General features: G+C 56.7%; 16 protein-coding genes. 11 read left to right on the top strand and 5 right to left on the bottom strand.

The genetic code is table 11. From position 1 onward, the window contains the following. Positions 1-80 precede the first annotated feature (80 nt). Both GT019_RS20160 and sda read left to right on the top strand, forming a co-directional pair. Positions 81-755: a YheC/YheD family protein gene (locus GT019_RS20160; protein WP_161744998.1), complete on the top strand. Its 675-nt coding sequence runs from the start codon at positions 81-83 to the stop codon at positions 753-755. Positions 756-1,008: 253 nt separating this feature from the next. After that, on the top strand, positions 1,009-1,152 hold the full coding sequence (gene sda / locus GT019_RS20155) for a sporulation histidine kinase inhibitor Sda (RefSeq protein ID WP_161744997.1): 144 nt from the start codon (positions 1,009-1,011) through the stop codon (positions 1,150-1,152). Positions 1,153-1,531: 379 nt separating this feature from the next. Here sda and GT019_RS20150 read toward each other — a convergent pair whose 3' ends face one another. Next, complete coding sequence (locus GT019_RS20150; RefSeq protein WP_161744996.1) at positions 1,532-2,530, bottom strand: NAD(P)/FAD-dependent oxidoreductase; 999 nt, start codon at positions 2,528-2,530, stop codon at positions 1,532-1,534. A 355-nt stretch (positions 2,531-2,885) separates the two neighbouring features. Here GT019_RS20150 and GT019_RS20145 point away from each other — a divergent pair, with 355 nt between their 5' ends. Beyond that, positions 2,886-4,079: an NAD(P)/FAD-dependent oxidoreductase gene (locus tag GT019_RS20145; RefSeq protein WP_161744995.1), complete on the top strand. Its 1,194-nt coding sequence runs from the start codon at positions 2,886-2,888 to the stop codon at positions 4,077-4,079. Continuing rightward, positions 4,079-4,336, top strand: coding sequence for a hypothetical protein (locus GT019_RS20140; protein ID WP_161744994.1), 258 nt, complete (start codon positions 4,079-4,081; stop codon positions 4,334-4,336). The genes GT019_RS20145 and GT019_RS20140 overlap by 1 nt, the downstream gene beginning before the upstream one ends. A 57-nt stretch (positions 4,337-4,393) precedes the next feature. Here GT019_RS20140 and hemQ read toward each other — a convergent pair whose 3' ends face one another. Beyond that, entirely contained in the window at positions 4,394-5,140 is a 747-nt protein-coding gene (gene hemQ, locus GT019_RS20135) for a hydrogen peroxide-dependent heme synthase (protein ID WP_161744993.1), read from the bottom strand. A 174-nt stretch (positions 5,141-5,314) separates the two neighbouring features. Here hemQ and GT019_RS20130 point away from each other — a divergent pair, with 174 nt between their 5' ends. From GT019_RS20130 to dnaI, 3 genes are all read left to right on the top strand, one after another. Continuing rightward, positions 5,315-5,620 (top strand): YuiB family protein, encoded by a 306-nt coding sequence (locus GT019_RS20130; RefSeq protein WP_161744992.1) that lies wholly within the window; start codon positions 5,315-5,317, stop codon positions 5,618-5,620. A 512-nt stretch (positions 5,621-6,132) separates the two neighbouring features. Further along, positions 6,133-7,671, top strand: coding sequence for a replication initiation and membrane attachment family protein (locus GT019_RS20125; RefSeq protein ID WP_161744991.1), 1,539 nt, complete (start codon positions 6,133-6,135; stop codon positions 7,669-7,671). 24 nt (positions 7,672-7,695) lie between these two features. After that, positions 7,696-8,649: a primosomal protein DnaI gene (gene dnaI, locus GT019_RS20120; protein ID WP_161745058.1), complete on the top strand. Its 954-nt coding sequence runs from the start codon at positions 7,696-7,698 to the stop codon at positions 8,647-8,649. Positions 8,650-8,812: 163 nt separating this feature from the next. Here dnaI and GT019_RS20115 read toward each other — a convergent pair whose 3' ends face one another. From GT019_RS20115 to GT019_RS20105, 3 genes are all read right to left on the bottom strand, one after another. After that, on the bottom strand, positions 8,813-10,342 hold the full coding sequence (locus tag GT019_RS20115; protein WP_161744990.1) for an S-layer homology domain-containing protein: 1,530 nt from the start codon (positions 10,340-10,342) through the stop codon (positions 8,813-8,815). 77 nt (positions 10,343-10,419) lie between these two features. Next, positions 10,420-14,334 (bottom strand): bifunctional 2',3'-cyclic-nucleotide 2'-phosphodiesterase/3'-nucleotidase, encoded by a 3,915-nt coding sequence (locus GT019_RS20110; RefSeq protein WP_235948757.1) that lies wholly within the window; start codon positions 14,332-14,334, stop codon positions 10,420-10,422. 191 nt (positions 14,335-14,525) lie between these two features. Further along, entirely contained in the window at positions 14,526-15,545 is a 1,020-nt protein-coding gene (locus GT019_RS20105; RefSeq protein WP_161744989.1) for a sulfate ABC transporter substrate-binding protein, read from the bottom strand. 413 nt (positions 15,546-15,958) lie between these two features. On the opposite strand from GT019_RS20105, the gene GT019_RS20100 reads away from it, so the two are divergent. Genes GT019_RS20100 through GT019_RS20085 form a run of 4 tightly spaced genes read left to right on the top strand, consistent with a single transcriptional unit; the run spans position 15,959 to position 19,955 of the window. After that, a complete protein-coding gene (locus GT019_RS20100; protein WP_407945093.1) occupies positions 15,959-17,122 on the top strand; it encodes a sulfate ABC transporter substrate-binding protein in 1,164 nt (387 codons plus the stop codon). Between the two features lie 26 nt (positions 17,123-17,148). Further along, positions 17,149-17,997 carry a sulfate ABC transporter permease subunit CysT gene (gene cysT / locus GT019_RS20095; protein ID WP_161744988.1) on the top strand — a complete coding sequence of 283 codons (849 nt, stop codon included), beginning with the start codon at positions 17,149-17,151 and terminating at the stop codon, positions 17,995-17,997. Positions 17,998-18,009: 12 nt separating this feature from the next. After that, positions 18,010-18,888 (top strand): sulfate ABC transporter permease subunit CysW, encoded by an 879-nt coding sequence (gene cysW, locus GT019_RS20090; protein WP_161744987.1) that lies wholly within the window; start codon positions 18,010-18,012, stop codon positions 18,886-18,888. Between the two features lie 2 nt (positions 18,889-18,890). Then, positions 18,891-19,955 carry an ABC transporter ATP-binding protein gene (locus GT019_RS20085; protein ID WP_161744986.1) on the top strand — a complete coding sequence of 355 codons (1,065 nt, stop codon included), beginning with the start codon at positions 18,891-18,893 and terminating at the stop codon, positions 19,953-19,955. The last annotated feature ends 11 nt before the right edge of the window (positions 19,956-19,966 follow it).

Raw genomic sequence — 19,966 nt, 5'->3', positions numbered from 1 at the left:
TGACCATATCAATCATCCAAGAGACAAAGAGGAAGAAGGCATATGTTGTCATATAGGACGCTTGAAGGGGAGGACCTGGAATGGGAAACGAACAGGGAAGGCAGCTGGCAAGCAAATGGGCGAAAACGGAGGCCTTGCTCTCGCATGCGCAGATCGCGCCGCATATCCCGCCGACTCGGATGTTCACGAGGGATAATCTGAACAGCATGCTGAACCAGCATAGCATGGTGGTCATCAAACCGGTCAAAGGAGCGGGCGGCCACGGGGTCATCAAAGTCTCGCGGGAAGGAGGAAGCTTTAAATATTCCTATTATTCGAAGACGAATCGCTTCCAAAGCTTCGATGGACTCTATCGATCGCTCAATGCTAAGCGCGGCGGACGGCGGTATCTGATCCAGAAAGGCATTCGTCTCGCGACGATCGACGGCAGGCCGATCGACTACCGGGTGAAATACGTCAAGCAGCCGGAAGGGCAGTGGAACATTACCGCCATCGTCGGGCGATTGGCCAAACCGGGATTGTTCGTGACGAACATTTGCCGCGGAGGCACGCTGCTGAGCGGTTCCGAAGGCATTCGCCGTTCGTTCTCGAAAGGCGCGGTCGTATCGAAGAAACGGGAGATGCGCACGCTTACCCAGCTGTCGACGGAAGTACTGGAGAGCCGCTTCCCGGGCATCGGGCAATTGGGCTTCGATTTCGGAATCGACACCAGCGGGAAAATATGGATTTTCGAGGTCAATACGAGGCCGCAATAATGATTAACGAAATGTAATATATTCGTTTGATAGGTTGATAGAGGACCATTAAACTTTTTTATCGAAACGGGTTTTATTAAGCCTGTGTATAAACGTATCCACAAATCCCCACTGATGATTCCTGTTTTTTCGACGATTATTCACATGCTACTCACACTCTGTCCACATAGGGGTGTGGATAATCGGAACGCTTGTTCCTTCCCTCCGGGACATGCTAAGATGAACTGGAAGTAAGAGGAAAGGGGGCTGTGATATGGAACAGCTGTCTGATGAATTGCTGCTCGATGCGTATATAGCCGCTAATAAGTACAATTTGGAAACCGAGTTTATCGAGATGCTGAGAGACGAATTGAAGCGCAGGTCGATCAGTCCGGACGCTTATCGCAATTCCGCCTAACTTGCAAGACGAGATTACGGCCATTGCGCGACTTCGGCTTCGAAGGCTGCGCGGCATTGCCTGCAGAACACGATATGACAGCAGCTTTGAGTCTCAGGTCCGTTATCCATGATCGTCATTTCCGCGTTAAAATCGACATCGTCCGGCTGATAGGGTGCGTAAGGCGCAGTCAAGTCGACCGCTCGCCCCAGATCGTTGGTTTGCATCGCGCAAGTTGGACATTTTACGGCAAGCTGCTCCAATCCGTTGCAAACGGGACATAACATAATGAAAGGGTACCCTCCTTCGCCCGGTGAATGAAGCATTCACGTTTGCGGCTATCGGTAGGATACCCTTTTTTATTGGTTTTTTATCGCCATTCCGGTCCCCATCTCGGGAATTACAGCTTCATGTTGCTGCTGTGGCCCGGGGACAGCTTGGCCGAAGGATCGACGTATACCTTCGCATTGTTGATCGCGGTCGGCGCTTCGCCGAACCCGACGGCAATCAGCTTGAGCTTGCCCGGGTAGGTCGTGATGTCGCCGGCGGCGAAGATGCCCGGAACGCTCGTTTCCATGCGGGAATCCACGAGGATGGAGCCGTTATCGATCTCCAGGCCCCATTCCGCGATGGGGCCGAGCGACGAGACGAACCCGTAATTAACGATGACGGCATCGACGTCGAGCTGTTTCGTCTCGCCGGTCTTGGCGTGCTGAAGCGCGATGCCGTCGATTCGGTCCGCGCCGCGCAGGGCGGTAAGCTCATAAGGCGTAAGCACGTTCACGCTCGACTTCATCAGATTCTCGACGCTGTGCTCGTGCGCCCTGAATTTATCGCGGCGATGGACAAGCGTCACGCTTGCGGCGATCGGCTCGAGCATGAGCGACCAGTCCACCGCGGAATCGCCGCCGCCGCTGACGACGACATGCTTGTCTCGGAATCGGCTTAGGTCGTTTATGAAATAGTGCAAATTGGCTTTCTCGAACGGAGCGGCTTCGTTCAGCTCGAGCCTGCGGGGTTCGAACGCGCCGACGCCGGCGGTAATGATGACGGCTTTGGCGTAATGCGTGGTTTTATCGGTGACGATGGCAAAATCGCGTTCGTCCCGTTTCACGACCTCAAGCACCTTTTCTTCCAGATGAATCCCGGGCTTGAAATGGTCCATCTGCTGCTTTAATTGCTCGACGAGCTCGCCCGCCGTTATTTTGGGGAATCCGGCAACGTCGTAGATATGCTTCTCCGGATAAAGCGCCGCGAGCTGGCCGCCTAATTGCGGCATGCTTTCGATAATTTTGACGGATGCCTGGCGCATGCCGCCGTAAAAGGCGGCGAACATTCCGGCCGGGCCGCCGCCGATAATCGCGATATCGACTTGAGAGGATTCAGATGAGCTTGACACTGTTGACACCTCCAGGATTTTGGAAATCGAGAGCAAAGAGAAGCCGTTCTTTCAGTACATTATATATGGTCGACAAGCCGATTTGAAAGAAGGAAATTGGATGTTGTTCTAAAGATTTTCGTATATTTTACCCTTGAACTTTACGGGAAAAGTTTGTATCATGTGTGGTATTAGCAATCGGTTTGTCGAAAGAAGACTGGAAAATTTCATCATAAATGAAGACTTGGAATCACACACTACAGGCAAGAAATTATATCTCATTGTCTGTTTTTGCGTGTTTGTGTAAATTTTCACATGTTATTCACATGTTAATGTAGAGAAAAGAAAAGACTTTACGAATGGATGGGATTCTGCGATGAGCAACATACCGAAAATTGTTATATTGGGTGCCGGTTACGGCGGCATCCTGACAGCGCTTCGGCTACAGAAAGAATTAAATTATAATGAAGCCGACGTAACGCTTGTCAACAAGCACGACTACCACTACTTTACGACTCATCTGCATATGCCGGCCGCAGGTACGGACAAGACAGAAAATGCGCGCGTCAGCATTTCCAAGCTTATCGATGAGTTCAAGATCGATTTCGTAAAGTCGACGGTCGTGCAAATCCGGACGCAAGACAAGAAGGTCATTCTTGAGGACGGCACGCTCTCCTACGATTACCTCGTAATCGGCTTGGGCGGCGAGCCTGAAACGTTCGGCATTCCAGGTATGCTTGAATACGCGATGAACATCCGCAGCATCAATTCGGTCCGCCTGATCCGCGAACATATCGAATATCAATTCGCGCGCTACAAACGCGAGCCGCACCGCACGGATTACCTGACCTTCGTGGTAGGCGGCGCGGGGTTCACGGGCATCGAATTCGTCGGCGAGCTGGCGGACCGCATTCCCGAGCTTTGCAAGCAGAACGACGTGGACCCGTCCCTCGTCAAAATCTACAACGTCGAAGCGGCGCCGTCGGCGCTTCCCGGCTTTGACCCCGAGCTTGTCGAGTACGCGATGGACGTGCTCACGAAGAAAGGCGTTACGTTCCGGATCGGAACGGCGATCAAAGAATGCACGCCGGACGGCGTCGTCGTCGGCGATAACGAAGAAATCCGCTCGGCGACGGTCGTCTGGGCGGCCGGCGTTCGCGGCAACCGCCTCATCGAAGAAGCCGGAATCGAAACGATGCGCGGCCGCGTGAAAGTCGACGAGTTCCTGCGGGTTCCCGGTCACGAGAACATCTACGTCGTCGGCGACAACTCGCTGATGTTCAACCCGGAAGGCCGTCCGTATCCGCCGACCGCACAGATCGCCATGCAGCAGGGCGTCGTGTGCGCGCATAACTTGGTGGCATCCATTCGCAATCAACCGCAGAAGAAGTTCGAGTTCAAGAACAAAGGCACGGTAGCCTCGCTCGGCAAAGGCGAAGCGGTCGGCTTGGCTTTCGGCAAAAAATACAAAGGCCGAATGGCCGCTTGGCTCAAGAAAGCGATCGATATCCGGTACCTCTACATCATCGGCGGCATTCCGCTCGTGCTTCGCAAAGGCAAGTTCCTGTAATGCGGCACTGCAGCGTGCAAGTCCGCGGACTGTTGACGCGAGAGGAACTGGACCGGTACAACGCGCTCATGGAGGCGGGTTCCTTCCTGGAGTCGCAGACCCGGTACGACCTGGCGTATACGATCCAGAAGGAAGTCGACATTCTTATCCTGCCCGCGATCGAGCGGTTGAAAGAGAAAGGCAGGGAGCGAGACCGCCAGACGGAAGCGTATCTGGAAGCGAAGCGCCTGCTGGAAGAAGACGACGACGATCAATAAGTAAAAGCGGATGGAAGCCCGAAGGCGTTCCCATCCGCTTTTTTTCGTTTGGTCAGATCAAAGGCTGAACAGCTCGGCCAGCTTCTCTTCCGTCAGACGGTTGCCGACGTAGAAGTCGCCGAAATCGCCGAAGCGCGCGCTGACTTCGTCGAAACGCATTTCATAGACCAGCTTCTTGAATTGCAGCGCGTCGTCCGCGAAGAGCGTGACGCCCCACTCCCAGTTGTCGAAACCGACGGAGCCCGTAATGATCTGCTTGACCTTGCCCGCGTACGTGCGTCCGATCATGCCGTGGCTGCGCATCATCGTCTTGCGCTCGTCCATCGACAGCATATACCAGTTGTCGCTGCCGGAGCGGCGTTTATTCATCGGGTAGAAGCAGATGTGATTCCATTTCGGCAGGATCGGCTTCAAGCGCGCGAGAATGTCCGGATTTTGCATCGGATCGGCGCCTGGCTGCGCCATGTAGTTGCTCAGTTCGACCACGCTCACGTACGAATGGGCCGGAATCGTGAATTGGGCGAACGCGGACTTATTGAACGCCGTCTCGAGGGCATTCAGCTCGTCGAGCGTCTCGCGCAGATGCATCATGACGAAATCGGCTTTCTGGCCGACGATGGAATAGAAAGCGGTGCTGCCCTGCTTGTTATCTTCAACGGACTGCCATTCTTTCAGGAACGAATGGAGGTCATCGAGCGCCATATTGCGTTCTGCTTCTTCGGCCGCCGTCCATGCCATCCAGTCGATGGTACGGAAATCGTGCAGCGCGTACCAGCCTTCCAGCGTTTGTGCTGCTTCACTCATGGTCATCTCTCCTTAACTTATGCGACGATTGCCCGCATTTTCATGTCGCTTACATTGTATCGTAACGGTGCGAAGGAGAGCAAATGACGGACTTGTGACAACATCGCATTACAAATTGACTTCCTATCGGCCATCTAATACACTAATTGTAGCGAAAGGGGAAGAGATTTCCGTATGAATTCAGACGTCACTATTTTGCAGCTCATTATTGCGACGGTGTTGTTTTTCGTCATGATGTTCGGGATCGGGTTCATTTTGAACATGCTGCTCAAAACGACCTTTTTTCCGATTTACTTATTCATTATCGTGCTGGTTCCGGTATTCATCTGGCAGACATGGGACAACTCCAAGACGTTTTCCGGCAATTTCACGTCCTTCACGTTCGTGGATATTTTGCCCGGCATCGGCGCGCTGATCGGCGCGTACATCAGCGGGACGACGATCCGGCTGCTGCGGCGCGGCGGGTACAAAATGTTCTAGAATTGCGGAACGACTTCCGACACGAAAGCGCGGGACGCAAGGTTCGAACGGCTTTATGCGGCAAACTCATGCCGTTCGCCCGGTTAGGGCTATTGACGCAAGGCGGCCGAGACGATGCGCGGTGGCCTTTTTCGTCTTGGTCTATCAATGCCGCTAACGGACTATCGGAGGCGATAGTCCCGATTGCGACGAATATTGTCATGTCCCGCGGATCGGCAAGCTTGCTCCCGCGAGACGCGATGGAGCCGATCGCGACGCGAATTCGTTATCTCCTGCGGATAGCCAAGTATGCCCTTACGGCGCCTGATGGCGCGCTTGGAGAACGGGAGATGCATCTGGGGATGAAGGCTCTTTTCTGCGTTTCAGAGGACGGGAACGCGAGGCGAAATGCTTTGTTTAGCGGGAAAATTCCTTCGGGAGGGGGAATTTTCTTTTTTTTGCGTCCTGAAAAGCGCTTCTCTTTTATGTTAAACTAGTAACAAGAATACAAGGCGGATGGAGTCGAGAACGAGATGCGGATCGGCAGCTTGCACCAATTCACTGAGCATCACCGCTACTACGCCTTTCGCGATTTTTCGCTTAGCGCCGTGGATCGCAAAATGCTCGGCCTCATTTATCAATCCATGATCGGCGCCTTTGCGGCCGGTCTCTATCATTTGCTGTATCAACAGGTCGCGGACGACCGGGTAGGCTATTCGGAGCTGGAGCCGCAGCGCAAGCTCCTGCTCGGGCTCGGCCTCGAGATGAACGAACGCGGCCGGCAGGAGCTGGTAAACCAAGCGTCGCGGCTGGAGGCGGTAGGCTTGCTTCAGGTGACGCGTCTGGGCGTGCCCGACAATGACGATGTCGTGTACGAATACGAAGTCGTCAAACCGCTAGCGCCGGATGAATTTTTCGGCAGTCCGCATCTGGCGCTGCTGCTCCGGGACAAAGTGGGCAAGCACTCGGTGATCGCTTTGCGGGAATCGTTCTACGCGAAGGAAGCGGACGAGCTGGCTGGCGCTGAGCTGGCGCGCGAGAACATCTCGGTGCCGTTCTACGAGCTGTTCCGCCTGAACACGCAGGGCTTCGATCCCGAGCTCGAACAGGCGCTGACGGAGGTCGCGCCGGCCAGGCAGCCTACGCCGAAGCCGGCGCAGACGGAGACCGCGGGCATTCAGTACGGGGAAATCATCATGCGCTTCCCCCGCAACTCCGGCAACCGGGCTTTTGTCGAACGGCTGCGGGGCAATGACGAAGCAATCGCGCAGCTGAATTATGTCGCGTACAAATACAGCTTGACCGTCGTGGACCTATGTCGGCTGTTGGACGAGGACGACGTGTTTTCGGCTGGCGGCGAGCTGCTGCTGGACGAGCTGCAGCTGCGCGGCAACCAGCTGTACCGCCAGGACCGCAAGCGGAAGGACGAGCGCCAACGGATCTACGGGCGGATGGAAGCCGTCAAGGCCGAGAGCGGCCGGAACGACGCAGGCATCGACGATATGCCGGAAGAAGTGGCCGTGCAAGCCGAATTTTATATGGACGTGCCCGCGCAGCTGGCCGGGCGCTGCGACATTCATCAGTATAATATGTTGATGCGCAACGAGCCGCATACCCGGTTCATCGCGCGTTTCTTTCCCGGCGCGGTGCCGGAATGGCTCATTCGGGTATTCGAAGTCATCGACCATAATTATCGGCTGCAGGGAGCCGTCATCAACGTGCTGATTCATTACGTGCTCGGGTTGAACGATTCGCAGCGCGTCACGAAGACGTATATCGACGCCGTGGCGTCCAATATGCTCGTAAAGGGCGTCGATTCCTTTGAACGGGCCGTCGGCTACGTCAGGGAACAGGTGAAACTGGAAGAGGACAAGGAGCGCCGCCGGGAAAGCGGCGGCGCGGCGTCTGCGGCTCCTAGAAGGAACGGAGGCGCGGGTGCTTCGGCGGCGAAGGGCAGACGCAAGCCGCTGATTCCGATCATGCCGGAGGCACAGAGCGGAGCCCCGCTCACGGCGGAGGAAATGGAAGAAATCCGCCGCATGGCGCGGAAGCTGGACGGAAAATCGACGTAAAAACGAGGTGAAGCAACGATGGCGATGGAGTCGCTGGGTGACCTGCTGAAGGCGATGCCGGGCGGCAGGAACATGAAGCAGCAGGCGGACAAGCTGATGGCCGATCTGCTGGAGGACCCGCTCGTGGGGATGCTTCGCAACAAATACCCGGAGCTCGACGACGCGACGATCAAGTTGAACTTGAATCGGATCTATCAATGCACGAAGGAATACCGAAACTGCACGAATTGCACGGGACTCGACCAATGCCCCAATGATTTCGAAGGCCATTATACGGAACTGAGCTGCGAAACGGTCGGCGGCGTCGTGCAGCTGAACGACCGCAAGGTCGCCTGCAAGAAGCTGATCGCGAGACAAAGCGAGAACCGGATCCGCAGCCGCATCCGCAGTTTCTATATCGATGACCGGGCGCTGTCGCAAGGCTATTCCGCGGACGAGATCGTCTCGAAGGACATCGAACGGATGAAGGCGGTCGGCCAAGTCATCGGTTATATCAACCGGACGAAGGAAGAAGGGCTGCAGTCGGAAGGGCTTTATCTGACGGGTTCCTTCGGAACGGGGAAGACGTTTCTGATGTGCTACATGCTGCACGAGCTGGCCAAGGCCGGATTTACGGGCGCAATCGTCTATATGCCGGAATTCGTCGAGGATATGAAGTCGTTGATGTTCGAGCAGGGGAAGCTGAAGGAAACGGTGGACCTGCTGAAAGATACGGATCTGTTGATCTTCGACGACATCGGCGCGGAGAACCTGAACCCTTGGGTGCGCGACCACGTGCTCGGGTCGATCTTGAATTACCGGATGAACCGCAAGCCGACCTTCTACACGTCGAACTACGGCTTGGACGACATCGAGCAGCATTTCAGCTTCACGAACAAGGACGGCGACGATCTGCATAAAGGCCAGCGGCTGATGGATCGCGTTCGGCCTTACGTGCAGCTGGTGCATGTGACGGGCCAAAATAAGCGCGGACGCTAAGCGCGAGGATGTTGCAAGAACATAGACAAGAAGAGCCTGCCGTTCAAAACGAACGGCAGGCTTTTCTTTAGGGTCCGAACTCATTAGGGTCCGAACTCATTAGGGTCCGAACTCATTAGGGTCCGAACTCATTAGGATTCGAACTCACTAGGACTCGAGCGCCTCATGCGCCGAACAACAGGTTGTACAGCACTTTGGCCGCTTCGGCGCGAATGGCCTTCTCGCGCGGCGCGAAACGGCTGTCGCTGCCGGTCATCAGCCCGGCGTGAATCGCGGTTTGAACGGCTTCCTTTGCCCAGCTGCTGACCGCGGCGGCATCCTTGAAAGAACCAAGGTCGGCCGCGGTGCCGACGGGGCCGGCTCCGCCGCGTTTCGCGTAGACGTTGACGATCATGATCGCCATTTCTTCCCGCGTGATGGCTTTGTTCGGCTCGAACTTGCCGTTGCCCGTACCGGACGCGATGCCGTTCTCGTAGGCGGCGGCCGTCGTCTCGGCGAACCAGCTTCCGGCCGGAATGTCGGTAAACGGCGCAGCTGCGGTCGCCTTTAAGCCGAGGGCCCGCACCAGCATCGCGACGAATTCGGCACGGGTGATGTTGGCTTTCGGGCCGAATCGATCGTCGGATATGCCTTCGACGATGTGCTTGGCCGTCAGCTCCCGGATGACGCCCGCCGCCCAATACGAGGATGGAACGTCCGTATACGTTTTGGAGTAGGCGAATACGCCGTAGGCGCTGAAATGCGTGATATCCGCGGTGACGGCGCCATCCTTGACCGTGGCGCCGACGTATTCGATCGTGCCGCTATCCGAGACGTAGTAGATCCCCGCTAGTCGGGCATCCGCGCCGGTCGAGAGCTTCAGCTGCAGTTGCACGGGTTTGGCGAAAGCATCGAGCTTTTTCGCCGAGCCGTTTGTCAAGATGACGCTCAGCGAAATTTCGTAGACTTGGCCTTGCGGCGTCAATCCTTCGCCGGCGGCGCCGGATATCGCGGAAGCCGTCTCGGCGGCGCTCAGCGCGCGCACGTTCAACGCGATGCTGGCGTCGGCGTCGGTGCCGCCCAGCTCGGCCAAGGCCTTCAGCACTTCCTTCGGAAGCGCAACCGCGCCTCCGGGAAGCACGATGCGCAAACCGTTGTCGCCGATCGATTTTCCGACTGCGGCCGGGATCAAGATTTGCATAGCGGCCGCAGTCGATTTGCTCGCGTCCACCGTCGCGAAGCCGTTCGCCGGCGAGGATACGTCGGAGAGCCCGAACTTGATTTGTACGACGGCCGGGTCCGTCGGCGTGACCGGGTTGCCGGGGTTGACTGGAGGCGGATAATAGGTACTGCCAGTTACGGTGAACGTCCGGTTGTCAACGTCGGTGCCTTGTCCGGCGACAATCTGATACGTTCCGGTCGATGCGGTCGAAGGGAGCTTGAACGCGTCGGTGAATAGGCCGCCGCTTGCTTTGACGGTATCGAAGAACAGGATCGTGCCGTCCGGCTGAATGACTTTGATAATGACTTCGGAGGCGTTCGTCGTGCCGCTGATCGTGACCGTGCCGCCGGCTTGGACATCGGCGACGGCGTTAATGGCCGTGCCGGGCTCGGCGGTTATCGCCGTTTCGGCGGCATAGGCGGCGGAGGGAATCGCGGCAGGAGCCGCGAGCGCCATGGCCAGCGCCGCAAGAAGGACAGCTTTTCTCTTCAACGATGATGCTCCTTTCGATTAGGCGTCCCGGATTTCGACTTGGAGAATGAGATCCGGGGCCGCCTTTCGGCATGGGATTAAGGGGTTTGCGTGTTGGTGTTCGTGATGCGGCCTTTCAGGCTCGCCGTGATCTTACCGTGATTGAACGTCTTCAACACGTATTGGTAGAAAGCTTCGATATCGGTGCTTCCGGCGGTCGGATTGAGTCCTTGCGTCAGCACCGTGTAGTTGTCGCCGCCTGCGGCCATGAAGTTATTGACGACCGCCGTATACGAATCCGTATCGACGATCGGCGTGCCGTCTTCTTTCGTCAAGGAAACGACCCGTTCCGCGATCGGCTTGCTGAAATCGGCCGTGTACTTCAACCCGGAGATTTGCAGCGTCTTGGTGTCGGATGCGGAAGCGCCCCATTGCTGCTGCAGCAGCGTTTTGATTTGCGCGCCGGTGAGCGTCATCTTCACGAGCTGGTTGCCGAACGGCTGGATGCGGAACAGATCGGAATAGACGATGCTGCCCTTCGGCAGATCGGCGCGGATGCCGCCCGGATTCATGAACGAGAAGTCGGATTGCATGGCGTCCTTCATCGCGTCGGCGATCAGGCTGCCGAGCGCGTTTTCTTGGGTATACGCGTTCGCCTTCGAGATGATGTCGTCGGTCGTGCCGACCGGCTCAAGCAGCTCGGGATGGCGTTCCAGCGAATCGGAGACGATTTTGGCCACTTCCGCATCCGGCGTTACGTCTGCCTGCTTGACGTCGACGATCGTCGCTGCTTTCTTCACGATGTCATGCGTCTTCGGATCGATCTCCAGATCGACGTCCGCGAACGCCGTTCCGTACGAATAGGCTTGGAAAATCAGCTTATTGTCCACCGTTCCGTTGACCTTGGCATGATTGTCGCCGGCGAAGATGACGTCGACTTCATCGTCCACCGCATTGGCGAGATCGGCGGCTTCGCCGGTAATCGTATCGCCGCTTTGGGATGCGGGATCATGCGCCAGCACGACGATTGCTTTGACGCCTCTCTCTTTCAATTCCGCAACCGCCGAGTTAACGACAGGTGCCTGGTCCACGATATTGACCGGCGCCAGCGCCGCTGGCGAGACTTTGCTTGGCGTCAGCATCGTGACGACGCCGATGAAGCCGATTTTCTCGCCGCCGATTTCTTCGATAACGTATGGTGCGATAATGGGCTTGCCCGATTCTTTGTCGATAACGTTCGCATTGACGTAATCCATCGTCGTCTTGTTGAAGGTCACGTTCGGATTGATCGGATCCTTGCCGCCGTTCAACTGCGCCATCAGCGCCGGCACGCCTTGGTCGAACTCGTGATTGCCGAGCGTGGCGACGTCGAAGCCGAGCAGATCGAGCATATCGAGCGTCGGCTTGTCGCGATCCAGCGCCGAGACCGGGGAGCTGGCGCCGACTGCGTCGCCGTTATGCACGAGCAGCGTGTTCGGATTCGTCGCTTCGAATTGCTTGAGGTAAGTCGCCAGGTAAGCGGCGCCGCCCAGGACGTTGCCGCCGGCCGTCGTCGAGTAGTCTAGTTGTCCGTGAAAGTCGTTGATGCCGAGCAACTGGACCTTGACATTCTCGCCTGGTTCGGGAGCATTTCCTTGTAAATTGAGCTTGAAGACACCGAAGCCTTTGTCGTCGAGCTTGTCCAGCGACGTAATATTCGGGTTATCGGTCAGGTACGCTTCCGCGGCAGGGGAAGTCGTGAAAGTGACGTTGACGTCGCCCTGGATCGGGGCGATCGACCAGTTGCCGTCCGCGGACGGGTTGATCGTTTTCTGTTCCGTGATATAGTCCATCAACACTTGACGGTTCTCGTTGGCCGAGTCGACGACGAGCGGAGAGCCTTTGACGCCGGGGAAGTTGCCGCCGCCGTTCGCGCGATAGTTGTTGCTGACCACGATGAATTCTTGATTCGGGTCGATCGGGTTGCCGTCGTACTTCAGGTTGACGATCCGGCTGGATGCGGCGTCGTTCACCGTGCCGTCCGGTTTGTACTTCGCCGGTTTCGTCACGTCGACCTGGTAGGTCACGCCATCGATGACGTCGAAGTTGAAGACCGGGAACGATGAATTAAGCAGCGGCTGCTCGTCGCTTTTGCTTGGATCGATCTGATTGAAGATGCCCGCGGACATCTCCAGCCATTCCTTGACGACCGAGCCTTTCACTTTGATCGCCTTCAGCGTATTGTCGTACAGATACAGGTCGCTCGCGCTCTTGATCGCAAGATCGCCCGCCTTGATATCCGTATACTCGGTCGGGCCGTTGCGGCCGGCCTTGAACGGTGCGCCGACGGAGAGAATCGGAAGATCCTTGTCCGGCGAATCGGTCGATGCCAAGGTCTTCTCTACGAACCATTTTTGAGCTTGCGTCACGATTTGGACGGAAGGGTCGTCCTGAACGAGCGCGAAGTAGCTGTAGATCGGCGCAGTCGTCTGGCCGATGGCTTGGTTGACATAGGCTTTGGTCGCTTCATGTTCGTCCTTGATCGCGCTAACGATGGCCGGATCCGCATCGACGAGCGGTTTTTTGTTCACGGTATCGTAGATGTATTTATTCGAGGATTGCGAGTTCGCGACTTGCCATTTGCCGTTCGTTTTATTCAGTGTCAAGTCGATGATGCCGAGGTTCGCTCCGCCGAAGCCGGCTTGGACGGCTGCGACGCCGTTGATCGTGCCTTTCGCGTTGTCGATCCCCGGAAGCGGGTTGCCCTGCGCGTCCTTGAACAGCGAATCCAGAGCGCTGACGCTAGGAGCGGGGAAAACCTTGTGCGTATGCGAGAACGTGATGGCATCGATGCCCGGCACTTTGCTGAGCGGGTATACCGCGTCTTCGTAGCCGGCTCCGCCCACCGCGGATCCGTTGAAGCCGGAATGCGTCAGCGCGACGACGATATCCGCCCCTTCGGCCCGCATTTGGGGAACGAATTTCTCGGCTGTCGCGACGATGTCCTTCGTAATTACCTTGCCGCTCAGATTGTCTTTGTCCCAATCCATGATTTGCGGCGCGACGAGACCGAGGAAGCCGACCTTAACGGTTTGTTCCTTGCCGTTCTCGTCCTTGAACGTCTTGTTCAAGATCTTATAAGGGGTGTAATTATTAACGTCGTTATTAGGATCCGCGTCGTGGTCGTCCTTGTAGATGTTCGCGTTGACGTAAGGGAAGCTCGCGTCATCTCTGGCTTCGTCCAAATAATCAAGGCCGTAATTGAATTCATGATTGCCGAAGGTCGCGATGTCGTAGCCCATCAGATTCATCGCTTTGTAAGCAGGATGGACCTGACCGTCCGCGAGAGGCTTGACTTTGGCCATATAGGTGCCAAGCGGGGTGCCTTGAAGCAAATCTCCGTTGTCGACGAGAAGCGAGTTCGGTTGCTCCGCGCGCGCCTGCTTCACCAAGGTCGCGGTCTTGACGAGACCGACCGTATCCGCCGAAGCGTCCTTGTAGTAGTCGTAATTCATGAAGTTGGTGTGCACGTCCGTCGTTTCCATGATGCGGAGTTTCAGGGTCGTGCCGTCGATCGTAATGGGATCGGCGAGATTCGTGCCGACCTCCGTCAGCTTGCCGCTGTACGAATCCACGACGAACACTTTGACCGAAAGTCCGCTGCCGGTCGTATTGAAATGAGCGGTCAGCGTTTCGCTGCCCGTGATATTCTTGGTCACGGCAGCGATGCCGACCGGCGTCGATTCGTTGAATAACTCGAAAATGACGGTTTCTTCACCTGCATGGTCCACGGAAGTGGGCGCGACGACTACGCTTGCTTTCACCCCGCCGTCCGTAACCAGCGATGGTTGTTGAATGACGAAAGCCCGGTCTCCGTTGGCAGATACGGCACCCGCGGGGGTCGCGGTGATGGAGCCGACTTCAAGCGAAGACTGGGCATGTACCGGGACGGCGACATAAGACGACGTCAAGAAACCAGCGAGAAGCGACGCGGCCAATGCCGTCCGCGACATTTTCTTGCGAAGAGAAACCATTTTCTAGCAATTCCACCTTTCATTTGGTATAGGGGTATTATAACAAGCGAATTATGATGGCAGGTTTAAAGAAATATTAAATAATTGAAAATGATATAAATTTTTATATGGAAATAATTATCCCAAAATGTCGAATAAAATAAAAGGACCGCAAGCCGGATGGCGCTGCGGTCCTAGTTCATGATTGCCGATTAAGGCGCGTAAATTTTGTCAAAAACGCCGCCGTCGTTGAAGAATTTGGCCTGCGCCTTATCCCAGCCGCCGAAGTTGCGGATGTTCGTCAATTCGAGACTTTTGAACTGCTTCGCGTATTGGGCCGCAATGGTCAGATTCGTCGGACGATAGAAGTTTTGCGCGATGATTTTTTGCCCTTCGTTCGTGTAGAGGTAATCCAGGTATGCTTTCGCGACGTCGCGCGTGCCGTGCTTGTCGGCATTTTTGTTCACGACGGCAACCGGCGGTTCGGCCAGGATGCTGTAGGACGGCGTCACGATTTCAAAGTCTTTCGGATGTTCCTTGAGCGCCAGATAGGCTTCGTTCTCCCAAGCGAGCAGCACGTCGCCGATGCCGCGTTCCACGAACGTCGTCGTGGAGCCGCGGGCGCCGGAATCCAGCACCGGCACGTTCTTGTACAGCGACTTGACGAAGCTGGTCGCCTTGGCTTCGCTGTGATCGTTGTGTTTCAGCGCGTATCCCCACGCCGCGAGGAAGTTCCAGCGCGCGCCGCCGCTTGTTTTCGGGTTCGGCGTAATGACGGACACGTTCTTCTTGACGAGATCGCTCCAGTCCTTGATTTTCTTCGGATTGCCTTTGCGGACCAGGAACACGATGGTCGAGGTATACGGCGAGCTGTTCTTCGCGAAGCGGCTCTGCCAACCGGCGTTGATCAGTCCGGCGCGCTGGATCTCGTCGATGTCGTAAGCGAGCGCCAACGTCACGACGTCCGCTTCCAGGCCGTCGATGACCGAACGGGCTTGCGCGCCTGAGCCGCCGTGGGATTGTTTGATCGTGACTTTCTGCCCGGTTTTCGTCTTCCAATAGGAAGCGAATGCTTTGTCGAATTGCACGTACAGCTCGCGCGTCGGATCATAAGACACGTTCAGCAGCGTGACGTCCTTCTTGGCGGGCTTCGGCGCCGCGGCGAAGCTCGTCGAGGATAAAGACAGGACCAGCGTCATGATGGCGAGGACGATAAACAACTTCTTCTTCATTAAACAACTCTCCCCTGATAGGTATGTATCCGCCGGTTTTTTTGATCTGCGCATAAGAAAAGAGGTCCCGAAAATCCGCCTGCACGGTCGTGCAAGCAGCGGATCATTCGGGACCTCCGGAGTACCGGTCGGCTCGATGGTCCCATCATAAACCGATAATTCCCACCTGTCAACTATGAATTACCAATTCTGGCACGCGGAATGCTTCTTCTTTCCTACAAGTTACCTATAAGAAGAATTGATAGGCTTGATAATCTTTTTTAAAAAATGAATTGACAAGGAAGCTTATCCATTGCTATTATTGCTCCATAAACCAACTAAACAGGTAGGATTAATATTGTTTTTGCTACCGGAAACCCCGGCGTAGAAACACATTAGTTATCTGTAAAACGAAGAACGAGGGGTGCTTTTACATGTCCAACATGAAAAAGAGAAACGTTTTACCGTTGAAAACACTAATGATCGTTATCGCGTTTGCGTTCGCCTTGACCGGCTGCGGATGGGATTCGGGCCCGAACAACGCGGCGAATACATCCGGCAATGCGGACCAGTCCGGCAACGCCGGCAAGACGGATACGAATGCAGGCACGAACGGCAACGCGGCCGAGCCTGCGGCAGGCAACGACGGCGGAGCCAAGAAGCCGGTCGAGCTGCTCAACGTATCCTACGATCCGACGCGCGAACTATATGAAGCCTACAACAAGCTGTTCTCCGATTATTGGAAGCAAGAGAAGGGCCAGGAGGTTACCATCAAGCAATCCCACGGCGGCTCCGGCGCCCAAGCCCGCGCGGTTATCGACGGTCTGAAAGCGGATGTCGTGACGCTCGCGCTTGGTTACGATATCGATTCGATCTCGGCGAAGGGGATTATCAATGCCGATTGGCAGCAGAAATTCGATAATAACAGCTCGCCGTACACGTCGACGATCGTATTTCTCGTTCGCAAAGGCAACCCGAAGGGCATTAAGGACTGGAACGATCTCGTGAAGCCGGGCGTGCAGGTCATTACGCCGAATCCGAAAACGAGCGGCGGCGCGCGCTGGAACTACCTCGCGGCGTGGGGCTATGCGCTGAAGCAGAATAACGGCGACGAAGCGAAAGCGCAGGAATTCGTCAAGGCGTTGTTCAAAAACGTGCCGGTGCTGGATACCGGGGCTCGCGGTTCGACGACGACATTCGTGGAGAAAGGCATCGGCGACGTTCTGCTGGCATGGGAGAACGAGGCGCTGTTGTCGGTGAAAGAGCTCGGACCGAACAAATTCGAAATCGTGTATCCTTCCCTGAGCATTCTCGCCGAGCCTCCGGTTGCCGTCGTCGACAAGAACGTCGATAAGAACGGGACGCGCGAAGTAGCCGAAGCTTACCTCGATTATCTCTACACGGAGCCGGCGCAGCAGGTCATCGCGCAGAACTTCTATCGTCCGCAGCTGGCTTCGGTGGCGGAGCAATACAAGGATCAATTCCCGGATATCCCGATGCTGAACATCAACGACGATTTCGGCGGCTGGGCGGAAGCGCAGAAGAAACATTTCAATGACGGCGGCGTGTTCGATCAAATCTATACGCCGGGGTCATAAGCGATAGCGAGGAGCTGACTCTACACATGACGAGTTCCGCACGGAAGAAGGCGAAGCCGCGCAGCGTGCTGCCGGGCTTCGGCCTATCGCTTGGCTTTACGGTTTTTTACTTAAGCATCATCGTCATTATTCCGCTCATCGGAATCTTCGTCAAAACCTCCGGACTGACCCCGGGGCAGTTCTGGGATACCGTCACGAACGCGCGGGTATTGGCCTCCTATAAGATCAGCTTCCTGACGTCGTTCTACGCGGCGCTCGTGAATCTCGTCTTCGGCCTGATTATCGCCTGGGTGCTCGTACGCTACAAATTTCCGGGCAAAAGGTTGGTCGACAGCCTGATCGACATGCCGTTCGCCCTTCCGACCGCCGTAGCGGGCATTGCGCTAACGGCCATCTATGCGCCGAACGGCTGGGTCGGCAAGCTGCTTGAACCGCTCGGCATCAAGGTCGCGTTCACGCCGCTCGGCATTACGCTCGCGCTGATCTTCATCGGACTGCCGTTCGTCGTCCGGACCGTGCAGCCGGTGCTGCAGGATTTGGACAACGAGGTGGAAGAAGCCGCGGTCATGCTCGGCGCATTCCGCTGGCGAACGTTCCGCAGAGTCGTGCTGCCCGAGCTGATTCCGCCGCTCCTGACGGGCTTCGCCCTCGCGTTCGCAAGGGGAATCGGCGAGTACGGCTCCGTGGTCTTCATCTCCGGCAACATGCCGATGAAGACGGAGATCGCGCCGCTGCTTATCATGACGAAGCTCGAGCAATTCGATTACCGGGGAGCGACGGCCATCGCCATGGTCATGCTGATCGTGTCGTTCCTGCTGCTGCTGCTCATCAACTACCTGCAATGGCGGAGCAATCGCCGCGTTGCGGCGGCATAGGAGGGGAACATCATGGCTGGCGTGGTTACGACCCAATTGTCCGAGAAGACGGCGCGTCCGAAGCATATCAATGAGTCGCTCGCCGTGCGCATTATCCTGATTTCCGTATCGCTGCTTTTCCTCGGCTGCGTCGTCTTGCTGCCGCTGCTCTCGATCTTCATCGAAGCGTTCAAGAAAGGCGCGGACGTGTACTTCGCGGCGATCCGGGACCCGGATGCCCTGTCGGCGCTGAAGCTGACGCTGCTCACGGCGCTGATCGCCGTCCCGCTGAATACCGTATTCGGCGTCGCGGCGGCTTGGGCGATAAGCAAGTTCCGCTTCCGGGGCAAAAACGTACTCATTACGCTCATCGATTTGCCTTTCGCCGTATCGCCGGTCATCGCGGGCCTCGTGTTCATTCTGTTGTTCGGTGCGCAGGGCTTCCTGGGACCGTGGCTGGACAATCATAATATTCAAATCATGTTCGCGCTGCCGGGCATCGTGCTGGCGACCACGTTCGTGACCTTCCCGTTCGTGGCTCGGGAGCTGATCCCGCTCATGCAGGCGCAGGGCGTGCAGGAAGAAGAAGCCGCCGCAAGCCTTGGCGCGAAGGGCTGGCAGATCTTCTGGCGCGTTACGCTGCCGAACATCAAATGGGGGCTGCTGTACGGCGTCATTCTTTGCAATGCGAGGGCGATGGGCGAATTCGGCGCCGTATCCGTCGTATCCGGCCATATCCGCGGAGAGACGAACACGCTGCCGCTGCATATCGAGATCCTCTACAACGAATATTCCTTCTCCGCATCGTTCGCCGTGGCATCGCTGCTGGTCATGTTGGCCGTCGTGACGCTGATCGTGAAGAGCTTCATCGAGTGGAAAACCGCCAGGCAACTTCCGAAGGAGGAGAGCTGAGGATGCACATCGAGGTCAGGAACGTGAACAAGGCGTTCGGCACCCATCAAGCCGTACGGGACGTGAGCTTCACGATCGAGCGCGGCAAGCTGATCGGCCTGCTGGGACCGAGCGGCGGCGGCAAATCGACGCTGCTTCGGATTTTGGCCGGGCTGGAAACGCCGGATTCCGGCGATATCTTCATTAACGGCCAGCGCGTCAACGACGTAAAGCCGCAGCTCCGCGGCATCGGATTCGTCTTCCAGAACTATGCGTTATTCAAGCATATGAACGTGTTCGACAACATCGCCTTCGGCTTGACGATCCGGAAGGCGAGGAAAGCGGAGATCAAGGAACGCGTGAACGAGCTGCTCGAACTCACCGGCCTTCGGGGCTTCGAGCACAGGTATCCGCATCAGCTCTCCGGCGGTCAGCGGCAGCGGGTTGCATTTGCCAGGGCGCTGGCGCCGAAGCCGGAGCTGCTGCTGCTGGATGAGCCGTTCGCGGCGATCGACGCCAAGGTCCGCAAGGAGCTGCGCACTTGGCTGAAGAGCCTGATCGCGGAGCTCGGCATTACGTCGATCTTCGTCACGCACGATCAGGACGAGGCGGTCGAGGTGGCCGACGAGATGCTCATCGTGCAGCAGGGCAGATTGGAGCAGCAGGGCTCGCCGATCCACATTTACACGGATCCGCGGACGGCCTTCGTCGCCGGCTTCATCGGCCACTCCAGCGTGGTTGAGCAGCCTAATAGCTTGCGCGGGTTCGAGAATGCCGCAAGCCTGGCGGGAGCGAAGGCGATCATTCGTCCCGAATTCGTCGAGGTCGGGCGCCAGGAAGAAATCGCGTTCCCGTCCGCGGCGGAGAAAGGCAAGGTCCGCCATGTTTTCTTCCGCGGCGCGCATCTGGAGCTGGACGTGGAAATCGGGGCCAACCGGGTTTCCGCGCACCGCTCGTTGGATCAGGTACCGCTTCAGCCGGGCGAGGAAGTATCCGTGCTCATTCACCGGTTATACGTTATTTCGGACGAATCGGCGACTATGGTCGAAAATCCGCTCAAGGTCGATCCGCTTCCGGTGCATATCTGACTTGTCGTCGC

It is taken from the genome of Paenibacillus glycinis (assembly GCF_009909185.1).
In the GTDB taxonomy this organism is placed as follows: domain Bacteria; phylum Bacillota; class Bacilli; order Paenibacillales; family Paenibacillaceae; genus Paenibacillus_Z; species Paenibacillus_Z glycinis.
Note: the sequence above shows the minus strand (reverse complement) of the source record. Positions and strands in the feature narration are given on the sequence as shown.